Here is a 16199-nt window from a genome sequence, read left to right as displayed (position 1 = left end):
ACAAGCTCAAGCAAAAAATAGTCCAGTGATGATGGCAAAGAGGCCACACCCGTTCCCATCCCGAACACGGCAGTTAAGCTCTTTTGCGCCGATGGTAGTTGGGGGTCTCCCCCTGTGAGAGTAGGACGTCGCTGGTCTATATGAAAGAAAGTCGTTACCGATTCCGGTAACGGCTTTTTTTGTGGTTCCACACTAAATATTGGGGTGTGCAAACAATTTAGCCGGAAAAAAAGCGCGCAATCTCCAACTTCTTATATACTTGAAATTTCGAATTACGAAGATGGAACAGCTGGAGGACCGTGTGGCGCTGCATGTGGAATTGGAAGTACGACCTCACCGCTGCCTACGTTGCCAGGAGAAGACCCGGCGCGCCCACAATTATCGGATCCAAAAGATCAAACACCTCAAATGGACTCAGGCTGATCGGATGTGAGGCGTCAAAGCGAATACGTTCAAGGAAGTGGCTGGGCATTCCGGCGCTTCGGCTTCGACCATCGTACGCCGGTTCGATATACTGGTGCTCCAGGAACTTACGGAAACTGCCGCATTGCCCCATGTCATCGCGATTGACGAGTATTAAGGCGACACGCAGGAAGGAAAGTATCAGTTGATTATCGGCAACGGGGGCACGAAAGAATCGATTGACATTCTGCCCAACCGAAAGAAAAAGATGATCAAACGCTATCTTCAATAACACGGGGCAGCGGTGGAGATTGTGGTGATGGATATGAGCTCTTCGTTTAAAGCTGCCGTCCGGCAAGCCTTCCTCATCATTGCCGGCCGCTTCCATTTTTGCTGATACATCTACTGGGCATTGCAGATGCGTGCAGAAAAATTGGAACGACTACGACCGCAAAAAGGGCAAGCGGATGCGCTATGTCTTCTACAAAAACAGCGAGAAGTTAACGGAGGAGGACCGTTGGTACTTGAAGCGTTATCTCGAAAATGAGAAGATCGTTTATTCATGACCTAAACTATCAGCGAACAAAACATATCCGGCTAAACGCAGGATAAACAAAAAAGCTTACTGAATTTAATCGATTCTTCCTCTGGTCCAAATCTTCAAAATGTCATTGCAAAATGCTAAAATAAAAAGGAAGTTCCTTCTATAGAAAAGGGATAGCCTGAAGAATACAGTCTATACAAGTTGAACTAATGATCTTCGCCTGCTGATATTCCGCAAACCAGCTCCGCTTTGGGGCCCGCAGGATGTGGGCTATGCAGTTGGCGCGCCATCTGTCCAGGGCTTGCGCCGAACTCACTCGGACTAAACTAAACGCCCGAGTGTTCTTGTATGTTGTTTCACTGCACCCTTGGGAGTCTCTGCGGGTTTGCTCCCTATCTGTTATGAATGCAGTGGGTAAAAGCTGGTTTCTTTAGTTCAACTTATATAGTTACTGCAGATAAATCTTTTTAGCCTCTTGGTCTATCATTTAAAAAGATGCAACATTACAAAATTTCCTTTATGCACTATGATTCTCTCAGCATTTTCTCTCTTGCTTTCTTCGGAATTTTCCCCTAAGATGAAAATTAATTCTTGTTGAAAAGTGAAAGGGTGTAGAGATTGGATGTAAATCCGTGGATCATGGTATTAATCATTTTTTCGATCAACATCGTTTATGTAACTTTTTTTACCGTGCGAATGATCATGACATTAAAAGGATATCGCTATTTAGCTGCTGGCGTCAGTATGGTGGAAGTTGTTATTTATATAGTAGGACTTGGATTGGTGCTGGATAATTTGGATCAAATTCAAAACCTTATTGCGTATGCTTTAGGGTATGGATCCGGTGTCATCATTGGATCTAAAATTGAAGAAAAGATGGCTCTTGGCTACATCACAGTAAATGTCATCACCAGTGAAGCAGGCGAGTATCTGCCGAAGCAGCTCCGGGAAAAAGGCTATGGCGTAACGGACTGGAATGCCAATGGCCGTGATGGGGGGCGGCAATCCATGCAGATTTTGACGCCGCGCAAAATGGAACTGAAATTGTACAAAGCCATTCAGGAAATCGATCCGAAAGCCTTTATCATCGCCTACGAGGCGAAAACGATTCATGGCGGATTTTGGGTGAAGACAGTGAAAAGGGGCAATTTATACAAATGAGTAAAAATACGATATGGTTTGAAGTCGAAGAACATGAATCCATTACCGAATGCTTGGAGCGAATGAAAGTACAGGGGTATATGGCTGTTGGCCGCAAAGAAGAGCCGTTGTTCGAAGAGGTAAACGGACAGCCTGTGCCGATACGGCAAATTGTGAAATTTAAAGGCAGTAAACTTGAGTAATAACAAAATATCCCTTTTAAAACCGAACGATTAAATAATTGGATAACCCATTGTTCGACTTTATCATTGACGTACTTTCTTTGACTTGTTATGATTAATGAGAATACCCCATATATGCAGAAGAATTGGCTTTTGCGTTTCTACCAGGACACCGTAATGTCCGGACTATGCGGGAAAGCAACTTAGTGGATCATAAAACGAAGGAGGGGGGCTTCTCTATGTCCTCACCTATGAATTCGTTTCTTGTACAGTCCTTAAGTAACCTGCTTTTCACGTAATGTGAGCAGATTACTTAAGGGCTTTTTATTTTTTAAAGGAGAGTGTATCGATGAATCCTCGAATTGGCGTCATTATGGGAAGTACGAGTGATTGGGAAACAATGAAACATGCGTGTGACGTATTGGATGAACTGGGTCTGAGCTACGAGAAGAAAGTGGTTTCAGCACACCGGACGCCTGATTTGATGTTCAGCTATGCAGAACAGGCAAGAGAACGCGGCTTGCATGTGATTATTGCCGGAGCTGGCGGAGCTGCACATTTACCGGGTATGGTGGCAGCGAAGACCACCTTGCCGGTTATCGGTGTCCCAATCCAATCTAAGGCGTTAAATGGCTTGGATTCCTTGTTGTCGATCGTTCAGATGCCCGGTGGGGTGCCAGTGGCCACTGTGGCTATCGGCAAAGCGGGTGCGGTCAATGCAGGCTTGCTGGCAGCTCAAATACTCGGGACAGTCGACAAAGAAGCTGCCAAGGCTTTGCAGGAGAGAAGAGACCGGACGGCGGCTGCAGTGCTGGAAAGTTCAGGTGACCTGATATGACCAAGACAATACTGCCCGGACAAACAATCGGGATTATCGGCGGCGGTCAATTAGGGCGCATGATGGCACTTGCAGCAAAAGAAGCTGGATTTAAAATTGCGGTTCTCGATCCAGGTATGGATTCTCCTACTGGACAAGTGGCTGACATTCAAATTGTTGCTCCTTTTGATGACCAGCATGCATTGGAAGAATTGGCTGAAGTGAGCGATGTCATCACTTATGAGTTTGAAAATATAGATGTTGAAGGATTGAAGAAATTAGCGGAAATCTCTTATGTGCCCCAAGGAGCCGAATTGATTCGGGTGACGCAAAACCGGATTTTTGAGAAGCAGTCCATTTCTGAGGCTGGAGTAGTTGTTGCAGATTATATTACAGCATCCTCCTTCGAGGAGTTGACAGAAAAACACGGCGAACTGGCCTTTCCTTTCGTTGTAAAAACTGCGCGTGGCGGCTACGACGGCAAAGGGCAGCAGACGGTTTCTTCTATTGAGGAACTCGCTCAGGCAGAAGCGCTGTTTGAAAATGGTGATTGCGTCGCGGAAGCCTTCGTGGAATTCACGAAAGAGATTTCAGTGATCATTCAGCGCAATGTGCATGGTGAAACGGCTATTTTGCCGATCGGTGAAAATATTCATAAAGATCATATTCTGCATCAGACGATTGTACCTGCACGAATTGGGAAAGAGACGGTCGATCAGGCAAAAGAGGCTGCGGAAAAAATTGCGGCCCACCTGAATATGGTCGGAACCTTAGCAGTTGAAATGTTCGTTTTGGAAAACGGCGGCATCATTGTCAATGAGTTGGCGCCGCGTCCCCATAACTCAGGGCATTATTCAATTGAAGCGACAAACATTTCACAGTTTCATCAGCATATCCGTGCCGTTTGCGGTTGGCCGCTGCGGCAACCTATTTTATGGTCTGAAGCGGTGATGGTCAATGTGTTGGGTGAACATGTCGCGCCGCTGACTTCGAAAATCGCACAATTCCCGAATTGGTCGATTCATTTGTACGGAAAAGATGAAGCGAAGCAGAAACGGAAGATGGGACATGTTACGATATTAACGGAAGACTTAGAGGCGACTTTAAGTGAAATAGACGCATCCGGCATTTGGCCGGAATAATTGGAGGAACTGACAAATGATCGCACGCTATACTCGGCCTGAAATGGGCGCAATTTGGACAGATGAAAACAAATACAATGCATGGCTGGAAGTTGAAATTCTGGCATGTGAAGCTTGGGCTGAAATCGGTGATATTCCAAAAGAAGATGTGGCAAAAATCCGCAAGGACGCTTCTTTTTCAGTAGACCGTATTTTGGAGATTGAAGAAGAAACCCGCCATGATGTGGTTGCTTTTACAAGAGCGGTATCTGAAACGCTGGGCGAAGAACGCAAATGGGTCCATTACGGCTTAACTTCAACGGATGTTGTAGATACAGCCTTGTCTTATCAGTTGAAGCAAGCAAATGTCATTATCCGTAAAGATTTGACAAACTTCATCCAGATTCTTGCAAATAAAGCCAAAGAACACAAGATGACGGTCATGATGGGCCGTACGCACGGTGTCCATGCAGAACCAACGACTTTCGGGTTGAAACTGGCATTATGGCATGAGGAAATGAAACGCAACCTGGAACGCTTTGAAGCAGCTGCAGCTTCCATTGAAACCGGAAAAATGTCCGGGGCAGTTGGAACTTACGCCAACATCGATCCATTTGTAGAAGCATATGTCTGCAAAGAGCTGGGGCTTGCGGCTTCACCGATTTCGACACAGACTTTACAGCGCGACCGCCATGCACAGTATTTGAGCGTTCTGGCCTTGATTGGTTCATCGATCGAGAAATTCGCTACGGAAATCCGCGGACTGCAAAAATCAGAAACGCGTGAAGTAGAGGAATTCTTTGCTAAAGGCCAAAAAGGCTCTTCTGCAATGCCGCATAAACGCAACCCGATCGGTTCTGAAAACATGACAGGGCTTGCCCGTCTGATCCGCGGCTATATGCTGACAGCTTACGAAAACGTTTCTTTATGGCACGAACGCGACATTTCGCATTCATCTGCTGAACGGGTGATCCTGCCGGATGCGACGATTGCACTGAATTATATGCTGAACCGTTTTGGCAATATCGTCAAAAACTTGACGGTGTTCCCTGAAAATATGAAACGCAATATGGATTCAACTTTAGGCCTGATTTATTCGCAGCGTGTGCTGTTGACGTTGATCGATAAAGGAATGGCTCGTGAAGCAGCATACGATCTGGTCCAGCCATGTGCGATGGAAGCTTGGGAAAACCAGACGCATTTCCGCAAAATCGTAGAAGCGAATGACACCATCACAGCTAAATTGTCCAAAGAAGATTTGGATGACTGCTTTGATTACAACCATCATCTGCAGCAAGTGGACATGATTTTCGACCGACTTGGACTAAATTAAACGGGGGCTTCTAAAAATGGAAAAAGGTCAGTTATTGTACGAAGGAAAAGCAAAACGCTTATATGCAACGGACGAACAGGGAATTTTGTGGGTGGAATATAAAGATTCAGCAACGGCTTTCAACGGTGAAAAGAAAGAAGAAATCACCGGCAAAGGCATTTTGAACAATAAAATCACGTCACTGATTTTCACGAAATTGCAGGAAGCGGGCATTGCTTCTCATTTCGTCAAGCAATTGTCTGACCATGAACAATTGGTGCAGCAAGTCAGCATCATTCCATTGGAAGTGGTGGTCCGCAACATCACAGCCGGCAGCATGGCCAAACGCTTAGGAATTGAAGAAGGCGTGGCCATCAGCCGCCCGGTAGTGGAGTTTTATTTGAAAGATGATGAACTGGGCGATCCGTTGATCACAGATGAGCACGTCGATATGCTGAACTTGGCAACTGCAGAAGAAGTGGCAGAGCTCAAACAAAAAGCACGTGAAATCAATAGAGTTCTCATTGGTTTCTTTAAGGAAATCGGTGTCGATCTGGTCGATTTCAAGATCGAATTTGGCCGCGATACGGATGGCAACATCCTATTGGCAGATGAAATTTCGCCGGATACTTGCCGGCTTTGGGATATGGAAACCAAACAAAAGCTTGATAAAGACGTATTCCGCCGCAATCTAGGAAATTTGACAGAAGCGTACGAACTCATTTTAACTCGTCTAGGAGGACAACACTCATGAAAAAAGTAAAAATATACGTAACATTGCGCGAAAGTGTATTGGACCCGCAAGGTTCTGCAGTTATGGGCTCTCTTCATAAAATGGGCTATGGTGAAGTGGAAGACGTACGGATCGGCAAATACCTGGAATTGGTCATCAGCGACAGCGAGCGGGATGTGGATGCTTTAGTGAACGAGCTTTGCCATCGCTTGTTAGCCAACACCGTAATTGAAGATTATCGTTATGAAATTGAGGAGGTTGTCTCGCAATGAAATTCGCAGTGATTGTTTTCCCCGGCTCAAATTGTGACTTGGATATGTACCATGCGGTCAAGGACGAACTAGGTGAAGAAGCGGAATACGTGTGGCATGACTCAAAAGATTTGAGCAGCTACGACGGCATTTTGCTGCCAGGCGGATTTTCATACGGCGATTACCTGCGCTGCGGCGCGATTGCCCAGTTTTCTGGTGTCATGGACGAAGTGAGAAAAGCAGCAGAGGCAGGGAAACCGGTTCTTGGAATCTGTAACGGCTTCCAAATCTTAACGGAAGCAGGGCTGTTGCCAGGCGTTCTTTTGCGCAACAAGAACCTGAAGTTCATGTGCCGTACCGTTGGATTGAAAGTAGAGAACAATAATACATTGTTCACCAACGAATACGAACAGGGCCAGGAAATCCAGATCCCAATTGCTCACGGAGAAGGCAATTATTTCTGCGACGATGCGACATACAGCCACCTCAAAGAAAACAATCAAATCGTCTTTACGTATGCAGACGATTTTAATGGCAGCCGCAATAATATCGCAGGCATCATCAACGAACGCGGAAACGTACTCGGCATGATGCCGCATCCGGAACGTGCCGTGTCCGATTTGATCGGCGGCACGGATGGATTGGCTTTATTCAGATCAATCGTAAAACAGTGGAGGGAAGCACATGTCAGTCATGCTTGAACCAAATGCAGCTCAGATAAAAGAACAGAAAGTTTATCAGCAAATGGGCTTGTCGGATGCGGAATTCGCCATGGTCGAAGAAATCTTAGGGAGACTGCCGAACTACACGGAAACCGGATTGTTTTCGGTCATGTGGTCTGAACATTGTTCCTATAAAAATTCAAAACCGGTGTTGGCAAAATTCCCGACTAAGGGAGAACGTGTCCTGCAGGGACCGGGCGAAGGCGCTGGAATTGTAGACATCGGCGACGGGCAGGCGGTCGTTTTCAAGATGGAATCGCATAACCACCCTTCAGCCATCGAACCTTACCAAGGGGCTGCCACCGGCGTCGGCGGAATTATCCGTGACGTTTTCTCGATGGGCGCGCGTCCGATTGCATTGCTGAACTCGCTGCGTTTCGGCGAACTGACCACTCCACGTGTGAAATACCTGTTTGAAGAAGTTGTTGCTGGTATTGCCGGTTACGGAAACTGCATCGGCATCCCGACAGTGGGCGGGGAAGTCCAGTTCGACGAATGCTATGACGGCAATCCACTGGTCAATGCGATGTGTGTCGGATTGATCAATCACGAAGATATCCAAAAAGGCATCGCGAAAGGAACTGGCAACCCCGTCATGTACGTTGGCGCTAAAACAGGGCGCGACGGCATCCACGGAGCCACTTTCGCTTCTGAGGAACTGACAGACGGCTCTGATAAAAATCGTCCGGCTGTTCAAGTTGGTGATCCATTTATGGAGAAGCTGTTGCTTGAAGCCTGCCTGGAATTGATCAAGTCAGATGCTTTGATCGGCATTCAGGATATGGGTGCGGCCGGATTGACTTCATCATCAGCAGAAATGGCTTCAAAAGCCGGATCTGGCATCGAGATGGACCTGGACCATATTCCGCAGCGCGAAACTGGCATGACAGCTTATGAAATGATGCTGTCTGAATCTCAGGAACGCATGCTCATCGTCGTTAAAGCGGGACGTGAGCCTGAAATCGTTGAGTTGTTCGAAAAATACGGATTGGACGCTGTCACTGTTGGTATTGTTACAGACGACTCCACGCTTCGCTTGAAGCATAAAGGGGAAATCGTTGCAGAAGTGCCGGTCGATGCGCTTGCAGAAGACGCGCCGGTTTACCATAAGCCATCAGCAGTCCCTGCATACTTTACAGAGTTCCAGCAGCTGGAAAATGCAGAACCGAAAGTCTTGGATTACACGAAGACCTTGACGGCGTTATTGAAGCAGCCGACCATCGCTTCAAAAGAATGGGTCTATAATCAATACGACCATCAGGTGCGCACGAGCACTGTAGTGAGTCCAGGGTCAGATGCAGCAGTGATCCGTGTCCGCGGCACCAATAAAGGCCTGGCGATGACAACGGATTGCAACTCACGCTATATTTACCTGGATCCGGAAACCGGCGGCAAAATCGCAGTGGCGGAAGCGGCGCGAAATGTGGTCGTTTCGGGTGCAAAACCTCTGGCCATCACCGATTGCCTGAACTTCGGCAACCCGGAGAAACCGGAAATCTTCTGGCAGCTTGAAAAAGCGGCGGACGGCATGTCTGAAGCCTGTACCATCCTGGATTCTCCAGTTATCGGCGGAAACGTCTCGTTATACAATGAAACCAATGGCACGGCCATTTATCCGACACCGACCATCGGCATGGTCGGGCTTGTGGAAGACCTTTCACACGTCACGACGCAAGACGCCAAAAAACAAGGCGACCTGGTGTATTTGATCGGTGAAAGCTTTACGGAGTTCGGCGGCAGTGAACTGCAGAAGATGGTGGAAGGACGCATTTTCGGCAAAGCGCCAGCCATTGATTTGACTGTAGAAGCAAAACGGCAAAAAGAAATTCTTTCAGCCATTCAGCAAGGGCTTGTCGCTTCAGCGCATGACGTGGCAGAAGGCGGCGTTGCTGTCGCATTAGCCGAAAAAACTTTCGGCAAAGGATTGGGAATGGACGTCACCTTGTCCGGAACGGCGACAACCGCTCTATTCAGCGAATCGCAATCACGTTTTGTGTTGACAGTCAGCCCGGAAAAAGCAGCACAATTCGAAAAAATCGTATCAGATGCCAAGAAAATCGGCCAAGTCACGGGAGACAACTTAGTAATCAACGGTGAAGACGGCACGGCTTGGGTCAACGATTCAGTCGCAACGCTTCGCTCAGCTTGGAAAGGAGCTATCCCATGCTTGCTGAAATCAGAAGCTTAAACGAAGAATGTGGTGTCTTTGGAATATGGGGGCATCCGAACGCGACCCAATTGACCTATTACGGGCTGCACGCGCTGCAGCACCGTGGGCAAGAAGGCGCTGGAATTGTGTCGACAGACGGTGAGGCGCTTCGCCCATTGAAAGGCGAAGGCATGGTCAGTGAAGTTTTTACACCTGAAAAAATTGAAAATATTGCAGGGCACGCAGCTATCGGCCACGTGCGTTATGCAACAGCAGGGGGCAGCGGCATTGAAAATGTCCAGCCCCTGCTGTTTAATTCAACTACCGGCAGTTTAGCGATTTCGCATAACGGCAACCTGGTCAATGCGACACAGCTGAAAGGCCATCTGGAGCGCCAGGGAAGCATTTTTCAAACGACTTCCGATACGGAAGTATTGGCCCATTTGATCAAAAGAAGCGGCTATGCGACATTTGAAGAAAAAGCGAAAAATGCCTTGTCTTTATTGAAAGGCGCATTTGCCTGCGTCATCTTGACAGAGGAAGCGATGTATATTGCCTTGGATCCGAACGGCCTGCGCCCATTATCCCTGGGGAAACTTGGGGATGCCTGGGTGACGGCCTCGGAAACCTGTGCGTTTGATATTGTCGGAGCGGAATTTGTCCGTTCGGTAGAACCGGGTGAGTTTTTGATCGTTACAAAAGACGGTATGCGCGCTGAGCGTTTTGCCTATCCGGAAGAACGTTCAATCTGTACGATGGAATATGTGTATTTCTCCCGTCCGGATTCGGATATCGATGGCATCAACGTCCACACGGCGAGAAAACGCCTCGGCGTCCAATTGGCGAAGGAAGTGCAGATTGAGGCGGATGTGGTAACCGGTGTGCCGGATTCCAGTATATCGGCCGCAATCGGCTATTCGGAACAAAGTGGCATTCCTTATGAATTGGGCATGATCAAGAACCGCTATGTGGGCAGGACCTTTATCCAACCTTCCCAGGACCTGCGCGAACAGGGCGTTAAGATGAAATTGTCGCCAGTCCGCCAGGTGGTCAAAGGGAAGCGCGTCATCATGGTGGATGATTCGATTGTCCGCGGCACGACTTCACGGCGCATCGTCAACTTGCTGAAAGAAGCAGGCGCAACGGAAGTGCATGTTGTCATCAGTTCGCCGCCCATCAAGAATCCCTGCTTTTACGGCATTGATATCAGCACAGCAGGCGAATTGATCGCCGCTAATAATACAGTGGAAGAAATGCGTGAAATTATCGGTGCAGATTCGCTGACATTCCTGTCGGTTGATGGCATGGTCCAAAATATCGGCCGGACAGATCCCGGATCGAAATGCGGCCATTGCCTGGCTTGTTTTACAGGCGAATACCCGACCAATATATATCCGGATACAGTATTGCCGCACGAAAAAGAAAAAGTGAAATAAGGGGGAACCGGCGTGTCAAAAGCATATGAAAAAGCAGGCGTCAATATCGAAGCAGGCTATGAAGCGGTCAACCGCATGAAATCCCATGTGGAACGGACAGCGCGTAAAGGAATGCTGGGGGCGTTTGGCGGCTTCGGCGGCATGTTCGATTTATCCGAGCTGAATTTGAAAGAACCGGTTCTTGTTTCCGGAACGGATGGCGTGGGCACGAAATTGAAGCTGGCGTTCATGGCAGACCGCCACGATACAATCGGCATCGATTGCGTGGCGATGTGTGTCAATGACATTGTCGCGCAAGGTGCGGAGCCTTTGTTTTTCCTTGACTATATCGCAGTCGGCAAAGCGGTTCCTGAAAAGATCGAACAAATCGTCAAAGGCGTGGCAGACGGCTGCGTTCAGTCCGGCGCTGCTTTGATTGGCGGGGAAACGGCGGAAATGCCGGGACTTTACGATGAAGATGAATATGACATCGCGGGCTTTGCGGTGGGCGCTGCGGAGAAATCCAAAATCGTCACCGGGGAAAAAATCACAGCAGGCGATGTCCTGGTCGGCCTTGCTTCCAGCGGCATCCATTCCAATGGCTATTCGCTGGTGCGCCATATCATCTTTGACCAGAACAACTTTACGCTCGACCAAAAAGTCGAAGGCTACGAATCACTCGGACCGATTGGTGACGTTCTTTTGACGCCGACCAAAATATATGCCAAAGCAGTGGCAGCCATCGGCAACGAAACGGTTATTCACGGAATGGCGCATGTGACAGGCGGCGGTTTTATCGAGAACATTCCGCGGATGATGCCGGACGGCTTAGGCGCGGAAATTTCCATCGGCAGCTGGCCGGTGCTTGACATCTTCACATTGCTGAAGGATAAAGGGGAACTCGCGGACCGTGACCTGTATTCGGTTTTCAATATGGGCATCGGCTTCGTGTTGGCTGTCGCGCCTGAAGATGCGGAAGCAGTCCTGAAAACGGCTCAAGCGAACGGGGAGCAGGCTTTCCAGATCGGCCGCGTGTCCAGCACGGAAGGCGTTCAATTCCAAGGCGAACAGGACGGCACGTTGGATGAGCAATAAACCGAAAATCGCTGTTTTTGCGTCAGGCAACGGCTCTAATTTCCAGGCTATTGCCGACGCCATTGCCGGCGGCAGACTGCATGCTGAACTTGTGCTTGCGGTAACAGACAAGCCACAGGCCTTTGTCGTAGAGCGTGCCCGTAAAATGGGAGTAGCATGTTGTGCTTTTGTGCCTTCTGAGTTTGAATCAAAGCAGCTTTACGAGCAGATGCTGAAAGAAAAACTGCAGGAGCTGGGAGTGGAATGGATCGTTCTGGCAGGCTATATGCGCTTGATCGGTCCTGTTCTGCTGACAGCTTATGAAAACCGCATCGTCAATATCCATCCATCGGTCCTGCCCGCTTTTCCGGGCAAAGATGCTATCGGCCAGACTTTGGCGGCAGGTGCACAACAAGCCGGTGTTACCGTACATTACGTGGACGCAGGCATGGATACGGGCAGCATCATTACGCAGCAGTCGTTTCCGGTTGCAGGGCGCGGACGCGAAGAAGTTGAGCAACAGATCCATCAGATTGAACATGAATTATATCCTGCAGCTTTGCAGCAATTATTCGACCGGTAATACTGCCGGTCTTAATCTTTAGGAGGCCTATTTGTGAAAAAAAGAGCATTACTCAGCGTATCGGATAAATCAGGGATATTGGAATTTGCACAGGAACTTGAAAAGATGGGCTATGAACTCTTATCAACAGGCGGAACGAAGAAATTCCTTGAAGAAAACGGCGTTTCCATTACAGCTGTGGATGAAATCACCAAGTTCCCTGAAATTTTGGGCGGCCGCGTCAAAACCTTGCATCCGCTTGTACACGGTGGATTATTGGCTAAACACGATGACGCAGAACACCAAAGACAAATGGCGGAAAACGGCATTTCTCCAATCGACATCGTCTGTGTCAATTTATACCCATTCCGTGAAACAATCGCCAAACCGGACGTGACTGTAGACGATGCCATCGAAAATATCGATATCGGCGGTCCGACGATGCTGCGTTCAGCTGCAAAAAATCACGCTTATGTTACAGTAATCGTCGATGCTGCGGACTACACGGAAGTATTGGCTGAACTACATAATGGAGAGGCGACTCTGCCTGAAACAAGACGCCGTCTGGCTGCAAAAGTTTTCCGCCATACTGCTGCCTATGATTCTTACATCTCCAACTATTTAACTGACCTGACGGGCGAAGAATATCCGGACCAATTGACGCTTACCTATGAATTGTCCCAAACACTTCGTTACGGGGAAAACCCTCACCAAAAAGCGGCATTTTACCGCAGTCCCCTTGGATCGGAGTTTTCAATTGCCAATGCGGACCAATTGCATGGCAAGGAACTTTCCTATAATAATATCCAAGACGCTAATGCTGCTCTTCAGATTATCAAAGAATTCAAAATGCCAGCAGCAGTTGCCGTGAAACACATGAACCCATGCGGCGTTGGGACAGGCGAAACGATTGCGGATGCTTTCGGTAAAGCTTATGAAGCCGACTCGACTTCCATTTTTGGCGGCATTGTTGCATTGAACCGTGAAGTGGATGCCGAAACAGCCAAGCAATTGGCAACCATTTTCCTTGAAATCATTATTGCTCCAGCATTTTCTGAAGAAGCAATTGAATTGCTGACACAGAAGAAGAATATCCGTCTTTTGACGATTCCATTCGATAGCAAAACCAAAGACAAATGGAATACCGTCACCGTTGAAGGCGGCTTGTTGATCCAGCAGCCCGATGTTTATGGCTACGAGGATGCTGACATCAAAGTCGCGACAGAACGCCAGCCGACAGCAGCAGAGCTTGCTGCATTAAAGCTTGGCTGGAGTGTCGTGAAACATGTCAAGTCGAATGCCATTGTCGTATGCAACTCCGAAATGACGTTGGGCATCGGCGCAGGCCAAATGAACCGCGTAGGATCTGCTAAAATTGCTTTGGAGCAGGCAGGCAAAGCGGCACAGGGTGCCATCATGGCATCAGACGCATTTTTCCCGATGAGCGATACAGTGGAAGCTGCAGCACAAGCAGGCATCAAAGCCATCATTCAGCCGGGCGGTTCCAAGAAAGATCAGGAGTCGATCGATAAAGCGAACGAATACGGCATTGCTATGGTCTTTACAGGAGTCCGTCATTTCAAACATTAATCGAGGTGGAGCAAAATGAAGGTATTGGTTATTGGAAGAGGCGGACGGGAACATGCCATCGTGCGGCAGTTCTCGAAATCTCCATCCGTCACAAAAGTTTTTGCCGCTCCTGGAAATGATGGGATGCGGGAAGACGCTGAAATAGCCGCAATCGACGAAATGGATTTTGCTGGCCTTGTTGAATTTGCACAGCAGCAGGGAGTGGATTACAGCTTTGTGGGTCCGGAACAGCCGCTGTCAGAAGGCATTGTCGACTTTTTTGAAGCCAAAGGACTGCGCATTTTCGGTCCGTCCAAAGCTGCAGCACAAATTGAAGGCAGCAAGGCTTTTGCCAAGGAATTGATGAAAAAATACACCATTCCGACCGCAGGCTACGAAACCTTTACAGAAGTTGCCCCAGCGATTGCCTTTATTCGGGAGCAGGGCGCCCCGATCGTCATCAAAGCGGATGGCCTCGCTGCCGGAAAAGGGGTCGTTGTGGCGTTATCGGAAGAAGAAGCCATTTCTGCCGTCAACGATATGCTGGAAGGCCAGAAGTTCGGTGAATCAGGTTCCAAAGTCGTCATCGAAGAATTTTTGGACGGGGAAGAGTTTTCGTTCATGTCCTTTGTCTACGAAGGCCAAATCTATCCGATGGTTATTTCGCAGGACCATAAGCGTGCTTACGACGGCGACCGTGGACCCAATACGGGTGGTATGGGTGCCTACTCGCCTGTTCCCCAAATATCACAGGAAATCGTTGATGAGACGTTTGTGAAAATTGTGGAACCGGCTGTGGAAGCGATGGCATCGGAAGGGACGCCTTTTAATGGCATTCTCTACACCGGCGTCATTTTGACGGAGAAGGGTCCGAAAGTGATTGAATTCAATGCACGTTTCGGAGATCCGGAAACACAGGTGGTCCTGCCGCGCATGAAATCTGATTTTGGGCGCTTTATCGAGGCTGTTCTAAAAGGGCAGCCTGCTGACTTGGAATGGGATGACCAAGCGGTTCTTGGTGTGGTCATTGCGGCGGACGGTTACCCGGAAACAGTCGAAAAGGGCGCTCTTTTGCCTGACTTGACGAAGCTCACTGGAGTTGAAGTGACCCATGCCGGCACAAAACTGTTGAATGGCGGTTATGCAGGAAATGGCGGCCGCGTGCTGCTGGTTTCTGCTAGCGGATCATCTATCCAAGCTGCTCAGGAGAAAGTCTATGAACAGTTGGGCAGCATGGAATGGAATGGATTCTTCTACCGGACAGATATCGGATGGCGTGCAAAATAATTTTATATATGATATACTCATTGATGACACAAATTCGACAAGAAGATGTGTCATTTTTTTTATCGTCTGTCTTATGGACGATAAAGCTAAGAATGAGGATTTTCAACAGCCCACGTTTACCTCTATTTAAACTCCAGAATGGCAAACCCATTACGGCCTCAGAAACAAAATCAGCAAGGCATTTAAAATCGAAGGGAGACAAATTATGAATTGGTATGAAAAATTAAATCAGTATTTTCCAGTTGTGGAAATGAAGTCGAAAGAGCATATGGATGCTTTATTAAAAGAAAAAGGCAGTGTCTATTACAAAGATGAGGGCCCTTATCATGTTTTGATGTATGCAGAATTCCCGCATTTCACTTTTGTTGATTACCTGTTCGTGTCGAAGGAATCACGCGGCATGGGTCTTGGCAAAAAGACGCTTCAGATGTTGAAAGACAAGAACAAACCGATCATCCTTGAAGTGGAGCCGGTCAACTATGAAGATACAGACACAGAGAAACGTCTGCGTTTTTATGCGCGCGAAGGATTTGAACATGCGTCGTCTATCGGATATTGCCGCCGTTCATTAGCAACGGGAGAAGAGAATTCCATGGAAATCCTTTACTGGACTCCAAGCGGAGAATCAGAAGAACAGATTTTCGAGGGAATGCAAAAAATGTATGAGGATATCCACACATATAAGGACGAGCAGTTTTACGGTGAATCGTATGATTCCGTTGCTGACGTGTTGACCTTTAAAGAAGAAGAAAAGACAGATGTCTTAAAACCTTTCAGCAATCCCGTCAACAAATAAAAATTTTGAAATCCACGCAGAATGCGTGGATTTTTTGTGTCCTCGGTTAATCTGAATGTTCTTATTTTTTCAGGGAAATACTGTATTTCATTGTATAATTATGCTACGATATTAAGTATTGAA

General features: G+C 47.9%; 17 protein-coding genes, 1 rRNA gene and 1 riboswitch. All 18 genes read left to right on the top strand.

The features are described from left to right. Positions 1-21: 21 nt before the first annotated feature. The 18 genes from rrf to AC1MEO_RS08085 all read left to right on the top strand — a co-directional run bounded on the left by rrf (position 22) and on the right by AC1MEO_RS08085 (position 16076). Positions 22-137 (top strand): 5S ribosomal RNA (gene rrf, locus AC1MEO_RS08170). 584 nt (positions 138-721) lie between these two features. Next, complete coding sequence (locus AC1MEO_RS08165; RefSeq protein ID WP_480336059.1) at positions 722-799, top strand: hypothetical protein; 78 nt, start codon at positions 722-724, stop codon at positions 797-799. A gap of 70 nt (positions 800-869) precedes the next feature. Further along, positions 870-968 carry a hypothetical protein gene (locus AC1MEO_RS08160; protein ID WP_480336058.1) on the top strand — a complete coding sequence of 33 codons (99 nt, stop codon included), beginning with the start codon at positions 870-872 and terminating at the stop codon, positions 966-968. Positions 969-1585: 617 nt separating this feature from the next. After that, on the top strand, positions 1586-2107 hold the full coding sequence (locus tag AC1MEO_RS08155; protein ID WP_480336056.1) for a DUF2179 domain-containing protein: 522 nt from the start codon (positions 1586-1588) through the stop codon (positions 2105-2107). Then, positions 2104-2289: an NETI motif-containing protein gene (locus AC1MEO_RS08150; protein ID WP_480335501.1), complete on the top strand. Its 186-nt coding sequence runs from the start codon at positions 2104-2106 to the stop codon at positions 2287-2289. Before AC1MEO_RS08155 ends, AC1MEO_RS08150 begins: the two co-directional genes overlap by 4 nt. A gap of 88 nt (positions 2290-2377) precedes the next feature. Then, positions 2378-2477, top strand: a riboswitch (purine riboswitch). Positions 2478-2617: 140 nt separating this feature from the next. Continuing rightward, positions 2618-3106 carry a 5-(carboxyamino)imidazole ribonucleotide mutase gene (gene purE, locus AC1MEO_RS08145; RefSeq protein WP_480335500.1) on the top strand — a complete coding sequence of 163 codons (489 nt, stop codon included), beginning with the start codon at positions 2618-2620 and terminating at the stop codon, positions 3104-3106. After that, positions 3103-4227: a 5-(carboxyamino)imidazole ribonucleotide synthase gene (gene purK / locus AC1MEO_RS08140; protein ID WP_480335498.1), complete on the top strand. Its 1125-nt coding sequence runs from the start codon at positions 3103-3105 to the stop codon at positions 4225-4227. The genes purE and purK overlap by 4 nt, the downstream gene beginning before the upstream one ends. A gap of 16 nt (positions 4228-4243) precedes the next feature. Beyond that, the gene (gene purB, locus AC1MEO_RS08135; protein ID WP_480335497.1) at positions 4244-5539 is read left to right on the top strand and encodes an adenylosuccinate lyase; all 1296 of its coding nucleotides are present in this window, start codon (positions 4244-4246) and stop codon (positions 5537-5539) included. Positions 5540-5555: 16 nt separating this feature from the next. Then, on the top strand, positions 5556-6272 hold the full coding sequence (gene purC / locus AC1MEO_RS08130) for a phosphoribosylaminoimidazolesuccinocarboxamide synthase (protein ID WP_480335496.1): 717 nt from the start codon (positions 5556-5558) through the stop codon (positions 6270-6272). Beyond that, positions 6269-6523, top strand: coding sequence for a phosphoribosylformylglycinamidine synthase subunit PurS (gene purS / locus AC1MEO_RS08125; protein WP_480335495.1), 255 nt, complete (start codon positions 6269-6271; stop codon positions 6521-6523). The genes purC and purS overlap by 4 nt, the downstream gene beginning before the upstream one ends. After that, complete coding sequence (gene purQ / locus AC1MEO_RS08120; protein ID WP_480335494.1) at positions 6520-7203, top strand: phosphoribosylformylglycinamidine synthase subunit PurQ; 684 nt, start codon at positions 6520-6522, stop codon at positions 7201-7203. The genes purS and purQ overlap by 4 nt, the downstream gene beginning before the upstream one ends. Further along, on the top strand, positions 7187-9412 hold the full coding sequence (purL, locus tag AC1MEO_RS08115; protein WP_480335493.1) for a phosphoribosylformylglycinamidine synthase subunit PurL: 2226 nt from the start codon (positions 7187-7189) through the stop codon (positions 9410-9412). Before purQ ends, purL begins: the two co-directional genes overlap by 17 nt. Next, positions 9388-10809 (top strand): amidophosphoribosyltransferase, encoded by a 1422-nt coding sequence (purF, locus tag AC1MEO_RS08110; RefSeq protein ID WP_480335491.1) that lies wholly within the window; start codon positions 9388-9390, stop codon positions 10807-10809. Before purL ends, purF begins: the two co-directional genes overlap by 25 nt. A 12-nt stretch (positions 10810-10821) precedes the next feature. Then, the gene (purM, locus tag AC1MEO_RS08105; RefSeq protein WP_480335490.1) at positions 10822-11883 is read left to right on the top strand and encodes a phosphoribosylformylglycinamidine cyclo-ligase; all 1062 of its coding nucleotides are present in this window, start codon (positions 10822-10824) and stop codon (positions 11881-11883) included. Further along, complete coding sequence (gene purN, locus AC1MEO_RS08100) at positions 11873-12445, top strand: phosphoribosylglycinamide formyltransferase (RefSeq protein ID WP_480335489.1); 573 nt, start codon at positions 11873-11875, stop codon at positions 12443-12445. The genes purM and purN overlap by 11 nt, the downstream gene beginning before the upstream one ends. A gap of 33 nt (positions 12446-12478) precedes the next feature. Then, a complete protein-coding gene (gene purH, locus AC1MEO_RS08095; protein ID WP_480335487.1) occupies positions 12479-14014 on the top strand; it encodes a bifunctional phosphoribosylaminoimidazolecarboxamide formyltransferase/IMP cyclohydrolase in 1536 nt (511 codons plus the stop codon). 15 nt (positions 14015-14029) lie between these two features. Next, positions 14030-15280 (top strand): phosphoribosylamine--glycine ligase, encoded by a 1251-nt coding sequence (purD, locus tag AC1MEO_RS08090; protein WP_480335485.1) that lies wholly within the window; start codon positions 14030-14032, stop codon positions 15278-15280. 205 nt (positions 15281-15485) lie between these two features. Beyond that, a complete protein-coding gene (locus tag AC1MEO_RS08085; RefSeq protein WP_480335483.1) occupies positions 15486-16076 on the top strand; it encodes a GNAT family N-acetyltransferase in 591 nt (196 codons plus the stop codon). Positions 16077-16199 lie beyond the last annotated feature (123 nt).

It is taken from the genome of Planococcus sp. BI3 (assembly GCF_056680115.1).
Note: the sequence above shows the minus strand (reverse complement) of the source record. Positions and strands in the feature narration are given on the sequence as shown.

Excerpts from the sequence above, each read along its gene's own strand:
- AC1MEO_RS08165 (WP_480336059.1), top strand. The coding sequence starts at position 722 with ATGGATATGAGCTCTTCGTTTAAAGCTGCCGTCCGGCAAGCCTTCCTC.
- AC1MEO_RS08160 (WP_480336058.1), top strand. The coding sequence starts at position 870 with ATGCGCTATGTCTTCTACAAAAACAGCGAGAAGTTAACGGAGGAGGAC.
- AC1MEO_RS08155 (WP_480336056.1), top strand. The coding sequence starts at position 1,586 with ATGGTATTAATCATTTTTTCGATCAACATCGTTTATGTAACTTTTTTT.
- AC1MEO_RS08150 (WP_480335501.1), top strand. The coding sequence starts at position 2,104 with ATGAGTAAAAATACGATATGGTTTGAAGTCGAAGAACATGAATCCATT.
- purE (WP_480335500.1), top strand. The coding sequence starts at position 2,618 with ATGAATCCTCGAATTGGCGTCATTATGGGAAGTACGAGTGATTGGGAA.
- purK (WP_480335498.1), top strand. The coding sequence starts at position 3,103 with ATGACCAAGACAATACTGCCCGGACAAACAATCGGGATTATCGGCGGC.
- purB (WP_480335497.1), top strand. The coding sequence starts at position 4,244 with ATGATCGCACGCTATACTCGGCCTGAAATGGGCGCAATTTGGACAGAT.
- purC (WP_480335496.1), top strand. The coding sequence starts at position 5,556 with ATGGAAAAAGGTCAGTTATTGTACGAAGGAAAAGCAAAACGCTTATAT.
- purS (WP_480335495.1), top strand. The coding sequence starts at position 6,269 with ATGAAAAAAGTAAAAATATACGTAACATTGCGCGAAAGTGTATTGGAC.
- purQ (WP_480335494.1), top strand. The coding sequence starts at position 6,520 with ATGAAATTCGCAGTGATTGTTTTCCCCGGCTCAAATTGTGACTTGGAT.
- purL (WP_480335493.1), top strand. The coding sequence starts at position 7,187 with ATGTCAGTCATGCTTGAACCAAATGCAGCTCAGATAAAAGAACAGAAA.
- purF (WP_480335491.1), top strand. The coding sequence starts at position 9,388 with ATGCTTGCTGAAATCAGAAGCTTAAACGAAGAATGTGGTGTCTTTGGA.
- purN (WP_480335489.1), top strand. The coding sequence starts at position 11,873 with ATGAGCAATAAACCGAAAATCGCTGTTTTTGCGTCAGGCAACGGCTCT.
- purD (WP_480335485.1), top strand. The coding sequence starts at position 14,030 with ATGAAGGTATTGGTTATTGGAAGAGGCGGACGGGAACATGCCATCGTG.
- AC1MEO_RS08085 (WP_480335483.1), top strand. The coding sequence starts at position 15,486 with ATGAATTGGTATGAAAAATTAAATCAGTATTTTCCAGTTGTGGAAATG.